General features: G+C 38.5%; 20 protein-coding genes. 3 read left to right on the forward strand and 17 right to left on the reverse strand.

What is annotated here, in order from left to right; all coding sequences use genetic code 11:
• Window positions 1–66: 66 nt before the first annotated feature.
• The 8 genes from ACOV1Q_RS00555 to ACOV1Q_RS00590 form a co-directional block, all read right to left on the reverse strand.
• The gene (locus tag ACOV1Q_RS00555) at window positions 67–402 is read right to left on the reverse strand and encodes a hypothetical protein (RefSeq protein WP_424492482.1); all 336 of its coding nucleotides are present in this window, start codon (window positions 400–402) and stop codon (window positions 67–69) included.
• 190 nt (window positions 403–592) lie between these two features.
• A complete protein-coding gene (gene arfB / locus ACOV1Q_RS00560; protein ID WP_424492483.1) occupies window positions 593–994 on the reverse strand; it encodes an alternative ribosome rescue aminoacyl-tRNA hydrolase ArfB in 402 nt (133 codons plus the stop codon).
• A gap of 2 nt (window positions 995–996) precedes the next feature.
• A complete protein-coding gene (locus ACOV1Q_RS00565) occupies window positions 997–2,544 on the reverse strand; it encodes a DUF4301 family protein (protein WP_424492484.1) in 1,548 nt (515 codons plus the stop codon).
• Entirely contained in the window at window positions 2,534–3,112 is a 579-nt protein-coding gene (locus ACOV1Q_RS00570; RefSeq protein WP_424492485.1) for an AAA family ATPase, read from the reverse strand. The genes ACOV1Q_RS00565 and ACOV1Q_RS00570 overlap by 11 nt, the downstream gene beginning before the upstream one ends.
• Window positions 3,073–3,705, reverse strand: coding sequence for a nicotinamide riboside transporter PnuC (gene pnuC / locus ACOV1Q_RS00575; RefSeq protein ID WP_424492486.1), 633 nt, complete (start codon window positions 3,703–3,705; stop codon window positions 3,073–3,075). Before pnuC ends, ACOV1Q_RS00570 begins: the two co-directional genes overlap by 40 nt.
• Window positions 3,689–3,949: a YkoF family thiamine/hydroxymethylpyrimidine-binding protein gene (locus ACOV1Q_RS00580; RefSeq protein WP_424492487.1), complete on the reverse strand. Its 261-nt coding sequence runs from the start codon at window positions 3,947–3,949 to the stop codon at window positions 3,689–3,691. The genes pnuC and ACOV1Q_RS00580 overlap by 17 nt, the downstream gene beginning before the upstream one ends.
• A 76-nt stretch (window positions 3,950–4,025) precedes the next feature.
• A complete protein-coding gene (locus tag ACOV1Q_RS00585) occupies window positions 4,026–4,763 on the reverse strand; it encodes a phosphoglycerol geranylgeranyltransferase (protein WP_424492488.1) in 738 nt (245 codons plus the stop codon).
• 2 nt (window positions 4,764–4,765) lie between these two features.
• Window positions 4,766–5,407 (reverse strand): 4'-phosphopantetheinyl transferase family protein, encoded by a 642-nt coding sequence (locus ACOV1Q_RS00590; RefSeq protein ID WP_424492489.1) that lies wholly within the window; start codon window positions 5,405–5,407, stop codon window positions 4,766–4,768.
• 62 nt (window positions 5,408–5,469) lie between these two features.
• Between ACOV1Q_RS00590 and ahcY the strand changes: the two genes are divergently transcribed.
• On the forward strand, window positions 5,470–6,786 hold the full coding sequence (ahcY, locus tag ACOV1Q_RS00595) for an adenosylhomocysteinase (protein ID WP_424492490.1): 1,317 nt from the start codon (window positions 5,470–5,472) through the stop codon (window positions 6,784–6,786).
• Window positions 6,787–6,869: 83 nt separating this feature from the next.
• Here ahcY and ACOV1Q_RS00600 read toward each other — a convergent pair whose 3' ends face one another.
• The 5 genes from ACOV1Q_RS00600 to ACOV1Q_RS00620 all read right to left on the reverse strand — a co-directional run bounded on the left by ACOV1Q_RS00600 (window position 6,870) and on the right by ACOV1Q_RS00620 (window position 9,442).
• Entirely contained in the window at window positions 6,870–7,103 is a 234-nt protein-coding gene (locus ACOV1Q_RS00600; RefSeq protein ID WP_424492491.1) for a putative signal transducing protein, read from the reverse strand.
• Window positions 7,104–7,302: 199 nt separating this feature from the next.
• Window positions 7,303–7,881: a DUF3332 domain-containing protein gene (locus ACOV1Q_RS00605; RefSeq protein WP_424492492.1), complete on the reverse strand. Its 579-nt coding sequence runs from the start codon at window positions 7,879–7,881 to the stop codon at window positions 7,303–7,305.
• A gap of 226 nt (window positions 7,882–8,107) precedes the next feature.
• Window positions 8,108–8,368 carry a 50S ribosomal protein L27 gene (rpmA, locus tag ACOV1Q_RS00610; protein WP_027885029.1) on the reverse strand — a complete coding sequence of 87 codons (261 nt, stop codon included), beginning with the start codon at window positions 8,366–8,368 and terminating at the stop codon, window positions 8,108–8,110.
• Between the two features lie 28 nt (window positions 8,369–8,396).
• A complete protein-coding gene (rplU, locus tag ACOV1Q_RS00615) occupies window positions 8,397–8,882 on the reverse strand; it encodes a 50S ribosomal protein L21 (protein ID WP_424492493.1) in 486 nt (161 codons plus the stop codon).
• Between the two features lie 95 nt (window positions 8,883–8,977).
• Window positions 8,978–9,442: a DUF4199 domain-containing protein gene (locus tag ACOV1Q_RS00620; protein WP_424492494.1), complete on the reverse strand. Its 465-nt coding sequence runs from the start codon at window positions 9,440–9,442 to the stop codon at window positions 8,978–8,980.
• 185 nt (window positions 9,443–9,627) lie between these two features.
• Here ACOV1Q_RS00620 and ACOV1Q_RS00625 point away from each other — a divergent pair, with 185 nt between their 5' ends.
• Window positions 9,628–10,953, forward strand: coding sequence for a M16 family metallopeptidase (locus ACOV1Q_RS00625; RefSeq protein ID WP_424492495.1), 1,326 nt, complete (start codon window positions 9,628–9,630; stop codon window positions 10,951–10,953).
• A 19-nt stretch (window positions 10,954–10,972) separates the two neighbouring features.
• Complete coding sequence (locus tag ACOV1Q_RS00630) at window positions 10,973–13,036, forward strand: M16 family metallopeptidase (RefSeq protein WP_424492496.1); 2,064 nt, start codon at window positions 10,973–10,975, stop codon at window positions 13,034–13,036.
• Between the two features lie 277 nt (window positions 13,037–13,313).
• Here ACOV1Q_RS00630 and ACOV1Q_RS00635 read toward each other — a convergent pair whose 3' ends face one another.
• From ACOV1Q_RS00635 to ACOV1Q_RS00650, 4 genes are all read right to left on the reverse strand, one after another.
• The gene (locus ACOV1Q_RS00635) at window positions 13,314–13,454 is read right to left on the reverse strand and encodes a hypothetical protein (protein ID WP_424492497.1); all 141 of its coding nucleotides are present in this window, start codon (window positions 13,452–13,454) and stop codon (window positions 13,314–13,316) included.
• A gap of 70 nt (window positions 13,455–13,524) precedes the next feature.
• Entirely contained in the window at window positions 13,525–14,409 is an 885-nt protein-coding gene (locus ACOV1Q_RS00640; protein WP_424492498.1) for a DMT family transporter, read from the reverse strand.
• Between the two features lie 66 nt (window positions 14,410–14,475).
• Complete coding sequence (gldD, locus tag ACOV1Q_RS00645) at window positions 14,476–15,048, reverse strand: gliding motility lipoprotein GldD (RefSeq protein ID WP_424492499.1); 573 nt, start codon at window positions 15,046–15,048, stop codon at window positions 14,476–14,478.
• Window positions 15,045–16,367 (reverse strand): gliding motility-associated protein GldE, encoded by a 1,323-nt coding sequence (locus tag ACOV1Q_RS00650; RefSeq protein WP_424492500.1) that lies wholly within the window; start codon window positions 16,365–16,367, stop codon window positions 15,045–15,047. Before ACOV1Q_RS00650 ends, gldD begins: the two co-directional genes overlap by 4 nt.
• Window positions 16,368–16,383: the final 16 nt, after the last annotated feature.

Genomic DNA, 16,383 nt, shown 5'->3' on the forward strand with positions numbered 1-16,383 from the left:
CATGTTACGGCCGTGCCTTCGTCACCCTGGAGTTGGCTTCTCCTTTTTTGCGGGTATCAACAATTTCTATTTACCGGCTTTATCCTTCTTATCTATCCAGTTGCCTTGGGCATCTGCATATAATTCTTTTGTCTCGCCCTGAAGAGTTGTTAAAACAATTTTATATTTTTTCTCTCCATCTTTTTCTTTAAAATAAGCTTCAGAAACTGTGGCTCCCTGAAAATCCCTTTCTACAGATTGTTGGATTTCATCAGGCAATTCTGCAACTTCTATTTGCTCCATTTCTTCTTTTTGAGTTTCCTGTGTAGTTTCAGTTCCTTCTTCATACACCTGAGCGGTTGCATTTTGAACGGAGAAAAGCATTGCGGTTGCAGCTACGGCTGTTAAACATATCTTTTTCATAATATCAGATTTTTTAGGTTTTTTCTTTGTTAATCTGAAATGTTATATGAAAGAATTGTTCCCTTTTCAATAAAATAAGAAAACCCCTGTAAAATAGAGGTTTGTATGAGGTAACAGCTTTTAAATAGGTGTAGATTTCTTAAAAATCCACACAATTATGTAGAAATAATCTACAGATAATGCTGCGTTCTTATTTAAGAGGATCCTTCCTGTTGTTCTTTTTCTCAGATAGTTTTTTCTTTTCCCGCAGTCTCTTAAGTTTGGCTGCTCTGGAAGGTTTAGTCTTTTTTCGCGGCTTTGGTTTTAGGACAGCCTCTTTTACCAGGTTCAAAAAACGCTTCGTGACCAGCTCTTTATTTCTATGCTGACTTCGGGATTCATCACTTTGAAGAATAAGTTCTCCGCTATTGGTAAGGCGAGATTTGAGCTTATGAAGGATAAAATTCTTCTCTTCTTCGGAAAAGGCTTCGGAAGCAGAAACTGTAAAGTGAAGTTCGACCTTAGAAGAAACTTTATTAACGTTTTGCCCTCCCGCACCCGAACTTCGAACCGCTTTATAATTTATTTCCCGTATGAGTTGCTTTTCATCCAAACCTACTTGACCTGGTGCGTGGGGTTAAGCAAATCTGCCACGGTTTTCACTGGGTTAAAGGTTTCTACGGGCACCTCAACAAAAATCGTGATCCAGCCCGCCATTCCACCGTTCCAAAGTCCCGGGAGCTCAAGAGCTTTCAGTTCCTTGCCGTCTTTTGTTTTGTTGGCGATAAAGCTGGTTTCTTCATCTACAAACTTCTGAAGATCAAAATTTTCACCTTTATAATTCTTTTTTCCGCATACGACATCTACAGGATTGAAATGTGTCGCTTCCTGCGCAATCTTGCTCTGCTGGTAATTGTCATGATCGATTTGTGCACTTTCTACAATTTGCAAAGATATAGCACCGGATTTATGCGTGACCCAAAATGGGCCACCACCCGGTTCTCCTTCATTTTTCACCATTCCGCACACCCTGATGGGCCGATCGAGATTTTCCTTTAAAGCAGATATTTTTTCAGATTTTGAAAGCTTTTCAAAATCAATTTCAAGTGCAGCGTTCAACTGCTGCTGAACAAAAGCAATCATTTCAGATAAATTCTCTTCTGAAACATTTTTTTCATTTTCCAGCTTTTTCAAAATGCTGAAAGATTTCTCCTTGAGTTCCAAAAGAGCACCGGCAAGCATCTTTTTATATTCCGTAAGAGTTTTTCGATATTTAGGAATAACCACATTATCAATGTTCTTGATAAAAATAACATCTGCATCCTGCTGATTGAGGTTGTTTATCAACGCTCCATGACCACCAGGCCTGAAGAAAATTTTTCCGTTTTCATCTCGAAAAGGCTCATTTTCTATCGTAACGGCAATAGTATCTGTTTTGGGATCCTGGAAGGAATAAGAAACCTCAAATTTGACTCCTGTTTCTTCTTCCGCCCTTTTTTGCACATTATTAAACTCTTCCTTGAATTTGTCCAAATGCTCATTTGAGACTGTAAAATGAAGTTTTGCCTTTCCATTGGAAGCTGCATATTCCGCAGCCTCTATAAGGTGCTCCTCAAATGCTGTTTTTAAGTGGTTTTCATATTTGTGGAATGGCACCAAACCTTTAGGATAATCACCCAGGTTTGTCCCATCCTCAGCAAGCATGGCCTTTGCAAAAGCATATTGCTGTTCATCTTTTGCACGAGAATTGTAATCTTCTTCAATTTGTCCTTTTACTTCCTCAAAGAATGGCAGTTGCTCCATTCGGTTAAAGAACATCTCCAGTTTTGGGTCGTTCTTTTTATCGGTATAATCCTCTACAGATCCTAGTTTAGGATCATATTCTTTTACGAAATTGTAAAGTGCCTTGAACATTCTCGTTGCGGCCCCTGAAGCCGGAATGAATTTAAGCACTTCAATATCATTTTTCTTTGAATCATATAAATTAGTGAGACGCTGCTTTTCTTCTTCTGAAAAGGAACGAATACCATTCTTCACAGTAGCCGCTTCTCGTATATTTACCACAATATTGCCACGTTTAAAAATGGCAATCTGTTTCTCTACCTCTTCGGTGGTTAATCCTTTTTCCTTAATTTGGGTTACATCTTCGTTACTAAAGCTCAACTTCTTTTTTCTTTAAAAGTTCATCAATTTTTTTTACTGCCTCTTCAAACCGCTCCTGTAAATTTCCGCGGAGAATTTGATAAGGCTTTTCATAAACATCGAGGGTTTGCTTGAATCTGCGGAACATTTCTTCCCGCTCCTGCGGCTTGTCCCGTAGATCATCTTCCACCCACGGAACATCAATATACGTCAAAAAATATAAATCATAATGAGCCTTTAACGCTTGTTTAAGAAGAAGAGGATCACAAAATCCATTAAAGTAAGCCTGAGAATATACAACGGTTTCGAGGAGATTTGTATCGCAAAAAAGCACTTTATTAGATTTTTCTAAAAGGGCATTTTCAAGCTGCATTTGACCTGCAGCAATGGGAAGTATATCTCCCATATCGCATATTTCCCGTTCACGATCCCATTTTTCCTGCAAATAATCACGGGAAAATTCGGGCACCCATTGCGTGTTGTAATGGGCAGCAAGCTTTTTTGCCAAAGTTGTTTTCCCTGTAGATTCGGGGCCGTAGAGAACAATTTTCAGGCAGTTGGTACGTGACTGTTCAAGTTGTTTTTCCATGTTCGGTATCCATAAATGGCAATTACGGTGAAAATTAAATACTGGATGCTCGTAAAAGTAAGACCCTTATAGAAATATAACGGCACCGAAATAATATCACCAATGATCCAGTATATCCAATTTTCGAGCTTCTTTTTGGCCATAAGCCACATTCCCACGAAAAAGATGGATGTCGTAATTGTGTCAACATACGCTGTCCAGTCATTCCACTTATCAAAGAATTCATAAATGGCAAATGTGAAAAGCCATGTTCCTGTAAATATTACTATACTCCAAAGCTTTTCCTTACGGGTGGTGGTCGTAATGGGAATAAAATGAACTGCATCTACTTTTCGGGTCCACACATACCAGCCATAAATGCTCATGGTGGAATAATAAAAATTGATCATCATATCACCCAAAAGCTGCCACTGCCACAGCAAATACACGAAAATCACAGTACTAATAATTCCGGTAGGATAAACCAGGATGTTTTCCTGCTTTGAATACCAAACAGAAAGAAAGCCAAAAACGACAGCTACCAGCTCCAGTACAATATAGAGCGTGGGATAATCTGCATATTGCTGAAATAGAAAATCAAAAATCGGCTGCATAGTCGCTTCGGTTGCTATTTACTATTTTCATGTTTATTAGGATATGCTCTGTTGCCGTAAAAGCTTCTCTAATCTCTTCAGTCAGAAAATCCATTACTTTATCATATTCCCCATACACCTGTGTGCTCAGCGGATTTTCGAGAATTGTAAATCCAGATGCTTTCAATGCACGGATAAATTTTTTGACAGGTGCTTCAAAATCATCCTGAAGCGGGGTTAAGGTAAGTTCTACTGAGATTTGCATAAAAAATATAGATTTTTCCGAAGAGTGAATTCTCTGACTCCTTTACTGCTTTCAAAAGTAGGAAGTTTGTGCTGTTTTACTCGCGCAAAGTATGGTTTTCTGAACCGGCAAAGGCTGAAAATTCATTTTCTTCAAAGGCAGTTCCCACCACCACAACGTCTGCACCACTATTCCACGCGGCTTCCAGCTGTTCCCGGTTTCTAATTCCGCCACCTACAAAAAGAGGCACAGAAATGGCATTTTTGACTGCGGAAATAACTTCCGAATTCACTGAAAATGCCGCCCCACTTCCCGCTTCCAGATAAATTATTTGTTTTCCTGAATATTCACCGGCAAGGGCTGTTTTCACAATCTTATCTTCTTCCTCCTGAAAAATGGGTTTTGTACGACTAATTCTTTCCACGGCAGATTCCCTCCCGCCGTTAATCAAAACATAACCTGTGGGAATAATTTCCAGCTTACTTTTTTTAAGCAATGGAACAGCTTTAATATGTTGTTCGATCAAATATTCAGGATCACGCCCTGAAATGAGCGAAAGGAATAGAATTCCATCAGCTGCATTAGATATTTGCTCATAATCTCCAGGAAAAAGGATTACAGGAAGCTCACTTTCCTTCTTCAAAGCCATCACTGTTAAATGCGTCTTCTCCTTTTCAACCGTACTTCCACCAACGAGCAGGAAAGAGGTCATTTTTGGCAGTTTCCGAAGAAATTGAGCCGCTTTGGCTTCCTCAAACTTGTCAGGATCTACCAATACAGCCAATAATTTTTCATTTTGGAGAGCGGCAAACTGCAGCGTATTCAAAAATGACATTTTTAAACAAGAATTTTTTCAGGAAGTGCATAAACGCAGGTAAAACCTTCAAACTCTAAAAAATCGAGCTTGTAGTAAGAAGTTTCGCCTTTAAAAAGGACTTTTCCGGTAGTTTTGAAATCATCAAAATCAAAGTCGGTGATATTGATGTGCTGCAGAAAACTCACTCCCGGCTGCGCATAGAGTTTGTAAATAGATTCTTTCGCTCCCCAAACAATTGTTAGTTTCCGAATCAAAGCTTCAAAATTGGCAAGCGTACGATATTCCTTAATTGGTGTGAATTTTTGAGCTATGAGAAGAATTTTATCCCGCTGTTTCTCTATATCGATCCCAACAGCAGCATTACCAATTATTATAGCAGAAAAAGTAAAGGAGTGCGTGATAGAAATAAATTTTTCATCTTGTAGATGCGGCTTTCCTTCGGTGTCATAAAAAAGGTCATGATCTGTATACCCTTCCACAGCCAAAAGATGTCGCACACTTAAAAAGCCCCTGCGGTGAATGTTTGACTTCATCCCTTCCAATCTACTTTGGCAGGGAGAAGTAAGATCTATGCCTGCACGCAAGTCTTCATAAGATTCTTCTATCTTCCAAATGAGGACTTTAGTGTCGTTATTTACTGTTATTGTTTTGTAAAGGGGCATAAGAAAGTGTTAGATATTCTTTACTTTTGCATTTTGCAAAATGCTAAATCAAATATAATAATATGTCAACGAAAACAGTACCTTATACTGCTTATAAAGTAAAAGATATTTCCCTTGCCGCCTGGGGAAGAAAAGAAATAGAGCTTGCCGAGGCTGAGATGCCCGGGCTCATGTCCCTTAGAGAAGAATATAAGAACGAGCAACCATTAAAAGGAGCTCGTATTGCCGGTTGTCTTCACATGACCATTCAAACAGCCGTTCTTATTGAAACCCTTGTATCTCTTGGAGCTGAAGTTACCTGGAGTTCATGTAATATTTTTTCGACTCAAGATCAGGCCGCCGCAGCAATTGCTGAAGCCGGTATCCCTGTCTATGCCTGGAAAGGAATGACAGAAGAAGAATTTAACTGGTGTATTGAACAAACTCTTTTCTTTGGTGAAGATCGAAAGCCACTGAACATGATCCTTGACGATGGTGGAGATCTTACAAATATGGTGCTGGATAAATATCCCGAACTTGCCGAAGGAATTAAAGGACTTTCTGAAGAGACTACTACTGGAGTTCACCGTCTTTATGAGCGGATGAAAAATGGAACACTTCCTATGCCGGCCATCAACGTGAATGATTCTGTTACCAAATCTAAATTCGACAACAAATACGGTTGCCGTGAGAGCGCGGTAGATGCCATTCGTCGTGCTACAGATGTAATGCTGGCGGGAAAAAGAGTGGTGGTTTGTGGTTATGGTGATGTAGGTAAAGGTACTGCCCAATCTTTTAAAGGAGCCGGTTCTATCGTTACTGTAACCGAAATTGATCCAATTTGTGCGCTTCAGGCCGCCATGGACGGATTTGAAGTTAAAAAGCTGGAAACAGTACTTCCTAAGGCAGACATTGTGATCACCACTACAGGAAATAAGGATATTGTTCGTGCCGAGCATTTCAAAGCAATGAAAGACAAGACCATTGTATGTAATATTGGGCATTTTGACAATGAGATACAAGTGGCGTGGCTTAATGAAAACTACGGAGATACAAAAGATGAGATTAAACCTCAGGTAGACAAATACACTATAGATGGGAAAGATATCATTCTTTTAGCTGAAGGCCGCCTGGTAAACCTTGGTTGCGCAACAGGGCACCCAAGTTTTGTGATGAGTAACTCATTTACTAATCAAACCCTGGCTCAAATTGAACTGTGGAAGAACACAGATAAATACGAGAACAAAGTTTATATGCTTCCAAAGCATCTGGACGAGAAAGTGGCCGCCTTGCACCTTGAGAAAATTGGAGTAGAACTTACGGAACTGAATCAAGAACAGGCAGATTATATTGGCGTTGAAGTAAATGGACCATTTAAACCAGAATACTACAGGTACTAGTAAGCTTTAGGTTTAAAAAAAATAAAAAAGCCCTTTCAAAAGTTTTTGAAAGGGCTTTTTTATTTTAAATATTTCAAGCATAGCTATTGGCCGCTGTTGACAGCAAAACCACGATCTTTTAAAACAGCCAATGCTTCCTCTATTTGGTTTTCAGGCACCATTACACGCATCCCAGCCATGCCAAGTCCGCCAATTCCTGCTGCACTGTTCGTAGCTTCATCGGGTGTATGAAAATCAATGTTATTTTCTTCCAGAATATTGCTAATTATTGAAACTTCGTTCGCATGAATGGTGTTATAAATAGTAATGAACTTCATTTTTAAAAATTGTTAGATTACTTATAAATTAAATTCTACCTGACTTCTTCTAAAAAGCCACAGCAAAATAAATATCAACTCTACAGACTTCAAAAATGGCATTTTAATATCATTTTCTAATAGCCGCTAATATAAGAAGCAAAGCCTTCAGGATAATCTTTCCTGAAGGCTTTCATCCCTATTTGAGGTATTATATAAATTATTCAGCTCTAGCTAACATACCTTTTTCAAAAGCTGCAATTTCACTATTGATAAGAGCCAAACCTTCCTGTTTGGTAGCATTTTGATCAATTTTCACCTCCTGACCTTCGGGAAGATATACAATGTAAAATCCTTCCTCGTAAGAAGATAGTTTAATTTTCTCCCCGTCTTTTACGGCATTCCAGGATTTACCTGAAGGTTCATAGATCAGCTTTAATTCATTCCCTTCGCGTGCACCGGAAAGAACCTTGATCTTAAGTTCGTTTTTGGTAGCGATCATTTCGTATTTCACTCCATCTTTTTCAATAAATTGTTTTTCAATTTCACCCTCATTCATAGCTATTGGGTTATCGCCGCTCCAAAATTCCACAAGATTAAAGATTAAAACGTCTCCCGCGTAAAACAGTGGATAAACCGGGATAATATTAAGGCCCCAAAAAATGGCATTGTTCACGAACTTATTGTCGGCAACATCTTCATTCCAGTCACGCAAATTATTCCAGGCGCTAAATGATCCAAGGCAACTGGTACTTAGAAGTGATAATGACAGCACTCCACACAAAATTAATTTTCTCATAATAAAAAGCTTAGAAGTTTATTTAATGAAATTAAAAAAATATTGACAATCAGAACAATAATTAACAAAACATAAACTTCAGCAGAAAAAACAAGGAATTGGAAATATCAATAATCTTAGAAAGGAATACCATTCCGCCATTAACTTTCCTCCAAATGACAGGGCATAAAAAAACCCTTTCTCCTGAGAGAAAGGGTACATTTGTTTGTATTAAAAAGAAAGTCGATTAAGCTTCAAACGGCTCTATAGAGACGTAAGACTTATTATCTTTTTTCTTAGTAAATTTTACAATACCATCTATTTTGGCATGTAAAGTATGGTCTTTTCCTGCATACACATTCTCACCAGGATTGTGCGCAGTACCTCTTTGTCGTACTATGATGTTTCCGGCTACGGCAGCTTGTCCACCAAAAATTTTCACACCTAAGCGTTTCGATTCTGATTCTCTACCGTTCTTGGAACTACCAACTCCTTTTTTGTGTGCCATTTTATTGTGTTTTTAATTTAATGGTAACTTACTTGCTTAAAGCAGCAACTAATTCAGCTTTTTTCATAGTTGAATAACCTTCAACTCCTTTTTCTTTAGCCATTTCTCTTAGCTCAACAACTGTGTTGTTATTCAAATCATCAGAATTGTCAGACTTAGCAGAATCATTTGACTCTTTTTTAGCAGAAGAAGAATTTCCTCCCTTTGCTGAAATACTTTCGATAAGGATTTCAGTTAAAGCCTGGCGATGACCATTCTTAACTCTATAACCTTTACGTCTTTTCTTTTTGAAAACAATTACTTTGTCTCCTTTTAAATGCCTGGTAATTTTTGCTCCTACCGAAGCACCTTCTATAGCTGGGGCGCCCAAAGTAACATTGTCACCATCACCCGTAAGAAGAATTTTATCAAAAGAGATACTATCTCCTTCTTCTCCCGCAAGACGGTTCACAAATACTTTCTGGTCTTTTGCAACTTTAAATTGCTGCCCTGCTATCTCTACAATTGCGTACATAGCGTAATAATTAAAAGTTTATTTTACTCCGCCTATTTTCTTAGGCGGGTGCAAATATACTTCTAAATAATTAATTCGCAAAGGCTTTAGATCTTTTAGTAAGTATGTTTTTGCCCCTCTTTGGTATTCCAGGATTTTTTAAACCACTGCATGTAAGCGAGTGCGAGCACTACGCTTGTTGCAAACCCCATCAATGCCACTGTAAAAACTACCAGTCCAATATTCACGAACCATTCTGTTTCCCACATCGTAATTAATTCTGTGAGAAAATCTGGATTTAATTCACTGGCGTAAATTGCAAAAAAAGCTGTAAAAACAGTAGTTGCCACCACTCCTGTCGTAAAAAGAGATGCGAAGCCTTTTTGATATTTAAATTTTGGACCTTTTTCATTCCTGTACTTCACGATCATAGCATACATACCCCCACCAACTATTATAATATTAAGGACGCTATAAACCGGGTTTTTATGCAATCCAAAAAGAGACAGCAGTAAAAAATAAGCAATAAGACCTAATGCAATAAAAAGTCCATAATATAATGGAATAGATGATTTCTTCATGAGTTTTCTTTTTTTGTACTTCTAAATTTCCAAAAAATATAAGTATTTATACCTTAAGAGCTTGTTAATTTAGGATTACAGGAGGCATTTCACTTTTACATCTCTTTAATTTTAACAGGGGAATATGTAACAATTTACTACTTTCCCAACTAACTAATCGAAATTAATGATAAACGGATTTAAAAATGATCAACAAAATTAAATTAACGGCCTGTGCGGCTTTCCTAAGTGTCATGGGGTTTGCGCAGGAGGTAGAATTTACCGAGTACGATTTGGATAATGGACTGCACGTTATCCTTCATCAAGATAACTCGGCACCGGTTGTAACCGTGGGCGTTATGTACCATGTAGGTGCCAAGGACGAAGAGGAAGGCCGTTCTGGATTTGCCCATTTTTTTGAGCACCTTCTCTTTGAAGGGACCGAAAATATTGAGCGCGGAGAATGGTTTAATATTGTAGCTGCCCATGGCGGAAGCAACAATGCAAATACAACTCAAGACCGCACTTATTACTATGAAACTTTCCCGTCCAACAGTCTGGAGCTTGGACTTTGGATGGAATCTGAACGTATGCTGCAACCGGTAATTAATCAAGTAGGTGTAGACACACAAAACGAGGTTGTTAAGGAAGAAAAGAGGTCAAGAATTGATAATGCTCCCTATGGAAAAATAGTATATAGCACCGGTATCAATCCATATATGTTTGAAAAGCATCCGTACAAAAATTCTGTAATAGGAACTATGGAAGATCTAGATGCTGCGCAACTTGATGAATTCAAAGCTTTCTTTGATAAATATTACAGCCCTAACAATGCCACTCTGGTTGTTGCCGGTGACATTGATAAAGGAAAGACTAGAGAAATGATTGAAAACTATTTTGCGGACATTCCAAAAGGCCCGGAAGTAGAGCGAACCACGATTGAAGAAACGCCTATTTCTGAAACTATTAAAGGTACAGAATATGACAATAACATTCAAATTCCGGCGAAGCTTTTTGTATATCGCACTCCTGCAATGACCGAAAGAGATGCGTATGTTCTTGACATGATTTCTTCTATTTTGACTGACGGAAGAAGCTCCAGAATGTATCAAAAAATGGTAGACCAGGAAAAAGAAGCATTACAGGTACTTGCTTTCCCAAGATCTCAAGAAGACTATGGAACTTACATCATGGGAGCCTTACCTTTGGGAGAAACGCCTTTAGATACTTTAGCAGCTTCTATGGATGAAGAGATTGCAAAACTTCAGAATGAATTAATTTCCGAAAAAGAATATCAAAAGCTTCAGAATAAATTTTTAAACAGGTTTGTGAACTCTAACAGCAGCGTTCAGGGGATAGCTTCATCTCTGGCTACTTATAACGTTTTGTATGATGATACAAATTTGATTAATGAAGAAATTGATATTTACCAAAACATCACGAGAGAAGACATTCAAAGAGTTGCGAAAGAGTATTTAAATAAGAACCAGCGTCTGGAACTTGAATACTTACCTCAAAGTGAACAGGAATAAAACCAAAAAAATTATCAGAATGAAAAATAAAATATTAGCATTTCTAATCATCTGTTTTGTTGCCACGACTGCATCTACGGCACAGGTGGATCGTTCAACAATGCCAGAACCGGGTCCGGCTCCAACTATAAATCTTGGTGAGCCCGAAGAATTCACATTGAAAAATGGCTTAAAAGTTCTTGTAGTAGAAAATCATAAATTACCGCGGGTAGCCGCTTCTCTCATCATTGACAATACGCCGCATGCCGAAGAGAAACCTGCCACAGCCAGCCTTGTTTCTGCGCTTCTGGGTACAGGGACCAAAAACATGTCTAAGGAGGATTTTAATGAAGAAGTTGACTTTTTAGGGGCTTCCATTAATTTTGGTTCCGAAAGTGCTTTCGCACAGTCTCTTTCCAAATTTTTCCCAAGAGTATTTGAATTAATGGCAGACGGGGCACTTAACCCAGATTTTAGAGAGGAAGAATTTCAAACAGAAAAGACCAAACAAATAGAAAACCTTAAGTCCATATCAAAGGATGTAGGTTCTATAGCAAACAGAACAAGTTCTGCCCTGGCCTATGGTAAAAACCATCCTTACGGCGAATTTTCAACCGTCGAGAACACCGAACAGGTAAGCCTTCAGGACGTTCAAAATTATTACAACACCTACTTTGCACCTTCTAATGCTTATCTGGTAGTGGTAGGTGACATCAAAACTTCAGAAGTAAAGAAGCTTGCAAAACGTCATTTTGGAGACTGGAATAGAGCAACTCCTCCGGCACAACAACTTCCGCAGGTAAGCAATGTTGATGCAACTCAAATTGCTTTCATCGATATGCCAAATGCTGTTCAAAGTGAGCTTAGGTTACAAAACATCATTGATTTAAAAATGTCTGATGATGATTATTTTCCTGTTCTAGTTGCCAATCAAATCCTTGGGGGAAGCTTTGGCAGTTACCTTAATATGAACCTGAGAGAGGAACATGGCTACACGTACGGTGCGGGAAGTAGTGCTGGGGCAGACAAATATGCATCAAGATTTGTCGCACAGGCCAGCGTAAGAAACGCGGTAACCGACAGCGCTGTTGTAGAGGCACTAAAGGAAATAGATCGCATTAGAACCAAACCTGTTGATGCGCAACTTCTTGAAGACACAAAGAACAAATTTGCAGGTAATTTCGTGTTAAGATTGGAACAACCTTCTACTATTGCAAATTATGCCCTGAATATAGAAACTAACGATCTACCTGAAGATTTTTATCAAACATACCTGCAAAGGATCAATGATGTCACTGCTGAAGATATTCAACGAGTCGCACAAAAGTATTTCAGAACAAGTGACATGAGAATAGTAGTTGCAGGAAAAGGAAGTGAAGTAGCCGAGAAGCTAGAGAATATTACCTACAATGGCAAGAAACTACCTGTTAAATACTTCGATAAGACTGCCACTCCCATAGATAAACCAGAATACAATAAGACTGTTGATCCAACTGTAACTGCTGAAGTAGTTTTTGATAAATACTTTGAAGCGATTGGTGGAGAAGGTGCTGTTGAAAATGTCAACTCTGTTGTAATGTTAGCCGAAGCCAATATCCAGGGGCAACAATTACAACTCGAAACAAAAACCACTACTTCCGGAAAGACCTCTAATGTAATCACTATGGGGGGAAGTGTTTTTCAGAAACAGGTTTTTGACGGGCAAACTGGTTATGTAATGGCAAGAGGCCAAAAAATGCCTTACAACGAAGAACAGATAGCTGCAGCCAAAGTGGAAGCCAATCCTTTTCCTGAAACAATTGCAACAAATGCCACTGTTGAAGGAATCGAGAAAGTAAATGGTGAAGATGCTTATGTAATAGAAATGGCAGCTGACACGAAGAATTACTACAGCGTTGATTCGGGATTAAAAATTCAATCTGTCAAGACCGTCACACAAGGCCCACAGACGATTAGCATTCCAACTCAGTTCAGCAATTACCAGGAGGTAGAGGGAGTGAAATTTCCTTTCACAATTAGCCAGTCCATGGGTCCTCAATCTTTTGAATTCAATGTTACTGAAATTAAAGTAAATGAAGGTGTTACCGATGCCGATTTCGAATAAAACTTAGATTTACAAAACTAAAAACCGCTTCCAGTTGGAAGCGGTTTTTTTATATCTACAAAAATGACTTGTCTAATTCTAGTCTATAATCTTTTAAAGAAGAAGGGTTAAAAACACACTTATTTTTATTTTTGCCTTTTGACACTCAAAAGAGGATCTACATGTATACCGGGGACAGAACAGAATATTTAATTCATTAAGAGGATTTCATTCAGGGGAATTTTTTGATTCTATTTCATAAGAAATAAAATCTGTCCAAAAAACTTCGGAGTAGTAATTAAGCTGCTTCAGAATATTGCTGCTGGGAAAATTCAGGTTTCTTTTCCAGCTCAACTAGCTCTGCACTAGCATATTGCCAGGCGACTAAAGTAAAAAGCATTGCGAAGATAGTAAGACCAAAAAACATTCTCTTTTTCATAATCTCAAGGCTTAAGGGTTTCAGTTTACAAATATAAAGTTAACGGAAAGTTAAATAAATTGCAAATTGGTTAGCTCCCTTTTCTACGTGTGTTCACGATAACGACTCCTAAAAGTATAACCAACCCCGAAAAAAGTTGAAAAAAAGTAAAATTCTCACCATCTAAAGTACCCCAGCCAATGGCCACTATAGGAACAATATAAGTCACTGAAGTTGAAAAAACAGGATCTGAGATCTGGATTAATTTATTAAACATGATCAAAGCCGCTCCCGTGCCAATCACTCCCAAAATTGCTATGTAAAGAAGAGACATAGAAACATTTGGCGCCGTCAAAGTTGTCATAGAAAAAAATCCGGTGCTGGCAAGTACAGTTAAAGCGGGGATGAGAATAACCATGAAATTTCCTGTTGTAATCGCCAGAGCAGGGATGGTTTGCAAATACTTCTTAATAACATTAGCATTCATTCCATAAAACAGCGAAGCCAGGATAACTAGCAGCGAATACCAGTAATTTTGATTTGGATTGACTGCTGCACCACTCAAGATCAAGCCAATAGTGCCTGCTAAACCAATGATAACCCCCACAAATTTGCGCATAACGAAGATAGCCTCAAACAAGAAAATCCCCAATAGCATTGACAACAAAGGAGTGGTTGAATTTAAAATGGACACAATGGCGCTGTCAATTTCCGTTTCAGCGTAGGAAAACAGATAGGCAGGAAAAAAGGTTCCGAAAAAGCCGGAAAAAGCGATCCATTTCCACTGCTTTTTTTTAATCTGTTTCAAGCTTCTAAATCCTACCAGCACAAGAAACAATGCAGCAAAGACTGTTCTCAAGGACCCTACTTGAAGGGCAGAAAGACCCACGAGCCCTTTTTTAATAAGAATAAAAGAACTTCCCCACACAAGCGAAAGCAGGATCAAAAAAAGCCATTTGAGGTGTTTATTCTGCATCTGCGAAAATTAAAGCTGCAAAAATCAGAATTTCACCTGGGATGACCGCTGATTTATACGGGAAATTTAATTGGATGTTGATCGCCAGCTAACTGTTTCCATAAGATGTCTAATATCCTTTTTAAGATAAGCGGCTGCCGGAAGAATGGAGTCATAATTCGGCTGAGCTTCAAAATAGACCGAACCTGTCATGAAATGATTTAAGCTATCGGTAAGATAAAACTGAGCCTGTGAAGCGGCGTCCCCTGTCACTTCATAAAACATTCCGTATGTATTTTGCCGCGGATTTTCATAAAGATCACCCTCAATCACATCCGCTTTAATTGTGTGCTGCAAAGGTAATTTTTGAGCATCGCGCAGCAGAGAATCCAGGTTATTCTGCACAGGCTGGTAAGTAATGAATATTGTACCCTTCAACAGTTGATATTCGAGATTGAGCCAGCACGCATTGGCTCCTCTTGCGTCTGCCACCTGTGCCAGTGTATTTTTTTCAAAACTGTAAGGACAGTTCAGATTTACAGGTTCATATTCATGTGCCGGGTATTCCAGTGCAAGAAATCCTTTCGGTTTTGGTTGAGGATCTTCTCCGCAGGAAGTAAGAAACCCTAAAAAAAGAAAGCATAAATACACCTTTTTCATACCCCAGAAATACTAAGTTTAATTTGTTTTATCCTTTTATTATCAATGACTTCAACTGTGAAGCTGTATCCATCGAAAAGGATTACGTCGTTCTTCTTTGGAAAACTTCCCGAGATCTCTAATAAGAAACCTGCCAGGGTTTCAGCTTCTCCTTTATTATCTTCAAATAAGGTTGGATCTTCCAGCTTAAGAACACGATAAAAATCCTTTAGAGGTGTCTTACCTTCAAAAACGTAATTATGATCATCAAGCTTCGAGAATATAAGATCTTCATCGTCGAATTCATCACTAATATCCCCTACAATTTCCTCAATAATATCTTCAAGGGAAATAAGTCCGCTGGTTCCCCCATATTCATCCACCACAATGGCCAGGTGATTTTTCTTGTTCTTGAAATCATTTAAAAGGTCGTCAAGCTTTTTGTTCTCCGGAACAAAATATGGTTCCCGTAAAAGGGCATTCCACTCGAAGTTTTTTTGATCAAGGTAAGGCAGAAGATCCTTGACATACAAGATACCAGTAACATTATCAATATTTTCTTTGAACACCGGAATACGAGAATACCCGTTTTCTATGATTTCCGGAATGATTTCCCTGTATGGAGTATTTTCATTTAGCGCAAAAATGTCCATACGCGGTCTCATCACCTGCTTGGTATCTGTATTGCCAAAAGAGACAATTCCTTTCAGAATTTTTTGTTCTTCTTTTGTGGTGTCATGATGGCTTGTTAGCTCCAACGCTTGTGAAAGTTGATCTACGCTTATCCCGCTGCGCTGTTTCCCCAGTCGCTCATGAATGTACAACGTAGCAGATCTCATAGGCAGACTCAAAGGAGAAAAAATTGTATCAAGCACGTTTAACGGATAAGCCATAAAGTGGGAAAAATTCACTTTGTTACGGCTCGCATATACTTTTGGTAGAATTTCACCAAAAAGTAAAATAAGGAAAGTTACCACCACCACTTCCAGGATAAATTTTACGTTTATTCCCAGGATTACGGTATCGATCTTCTCAAAAGCCACATCTGTAAGGGTGTCAAAAAGAAGAATAATAGCAATATTGATGGTGTTGTTCGCAACCAGAATAGTGGCTAACAATTTTTTGGGCCTATCTAATAATTTGATGACAATTTGCTCTTTTTGAGTCCTCTTCAATTCATCGGCTTCAAAATCGGCCGGAGTAAGAGAAAAAAAAGCAACTTCTGCCCCCGAGATAAGTGCAGACCCAATAAGGAACAATAACAAAAATATGATTCCCAGTAATTGCGAGAAATCTACGGCAAACAAGGAGAATATTAAACTGGCAGGATCAGGATCCAATAGCTGTGGTTTTAAT

The organism is Salinimicrobium maris (assembly GCF_049680855.1).
In the GTDB taxonomy this organism is placed as follows: domain Bacteria; phylum Bacteroidota; class Bacteroidia; order Flavobacteriales; family Flavobacteriaceae; genus Salinimicrobium.

Coding starts and splice junctions, on each gene's coding strand:
- ACOV1Q_RS00590 (WP_424492489.1), bottom strand. CDS start 5,407: ATGCCCCTTTACAAAACAATAACAGTAAATAACGACACTAAAGTCCTC.
- ahcY (WP_424492490.1), top strand. CDS start 5,470: ATGTCAACGAAAACAGTACCTTATACTGCTTATAAAGTAAAAGATATT.
- rpmA (WP_027885029.1), bottom strand. CDS start 8,368: ATGGCACACAAAAAAGGAGTTGGTAGTTCCAAGAACGGTAGAGAATCA.
- ACOV1Q_RS00625 (WP_424492495.1), top strand. CDS start 9,628: ATGATCAACAAAATTAAATTAACGGCCTGTGCGGCTTTCCTAAGTGTC.
- ACOV1Q_RS00580 (WP_424492487.1), bottom strand. CDS start 3,949: ATGCAAATCTCAGTAGAACTTACCTTAACCCCGCTTCAGGATGATTTT.
- ACOV1Q_RS00600 (WP_424492491.1), bottom strand. CDS start 7,103: ATGAAGTTCATTACTATTTATAACACCATTCATGCGAACGAAGTTTCA.
- ACOV1Q_RS00555 (WP_424492482.1), bottom strand. CDS start 402: ATGAAAAAGATATGTTTAACAGCCGTAGCTGCAACCGCAATGCTTTTC.
- rplU (WP_424492493.1), bottom strand. CDS start 8,882: ATGTACGCAATTGTAGAGATAGCAGGGCAGCAATTTAAAGTTGCAAAA.
- ACOV1Q_RS00585 (WP_424492488.1), bottom strand. CDS start 4,763: ATGTCATTTTTGAATACGCTGCAGTTTGCCGCTCTCCAAAATGAAAAA.
- ACOV1Q_RS00635 (WP_424492497.1), bottom strand. CDS start 13,454: ATGAAAAAGAGAATGTTTTTTGGTCTTACTATCTTCGCAATGCTTTTT.
- ACOV1Q_RS00620 (WP_424492494.1), bottom strand. CDS start 9,442: ATGAAGAAATCATCTATTCCATTATATTATGGACTTTTTATTGCATTA.
- ACOV1Q_RS00630 (WP_424492496.1), top strand. CDS start 10,973: ATGAAAAATAAAATATTAGCATTTCTAATCATCTGTTTTGTTGCCACG.
- ACOV1Q_RS00640 (WP_424492498.1), bottom strand. CDS start 14,409: ATGCAGAATAAACACCTCAAATGGCTTTTTTTGATCCTGCTTTCGCTT.
- gldD (WP_424492499.1), bottom strand. CDS start 15,048: ATGAAAAAGGTGTATTTATGCTTTCTTTTTTTAGGGTTTCTTACTTCC.
- pnuC (WP_424492486.1), bottom strand. CDS start 3,705: ATGCAGCCGATTTTTGATTTTCTATTTCAGCAATATGCAGATTATCCC.
- ACOV1Q_RS00605 (WP_424492492.1), bottom strand. CDS start 7,881: ATGAGAAAATTAATTTTGTGTGGAGTGCTGTCATTATCACTTCTAAGT.
- ACOV1Q_RS00570 (WP_424492485.1), bottom strand. CDS start 3,112: ATGGAAAAACAACTTGAACAGTCACGTACCAACTGCCTGAAAATTGTT.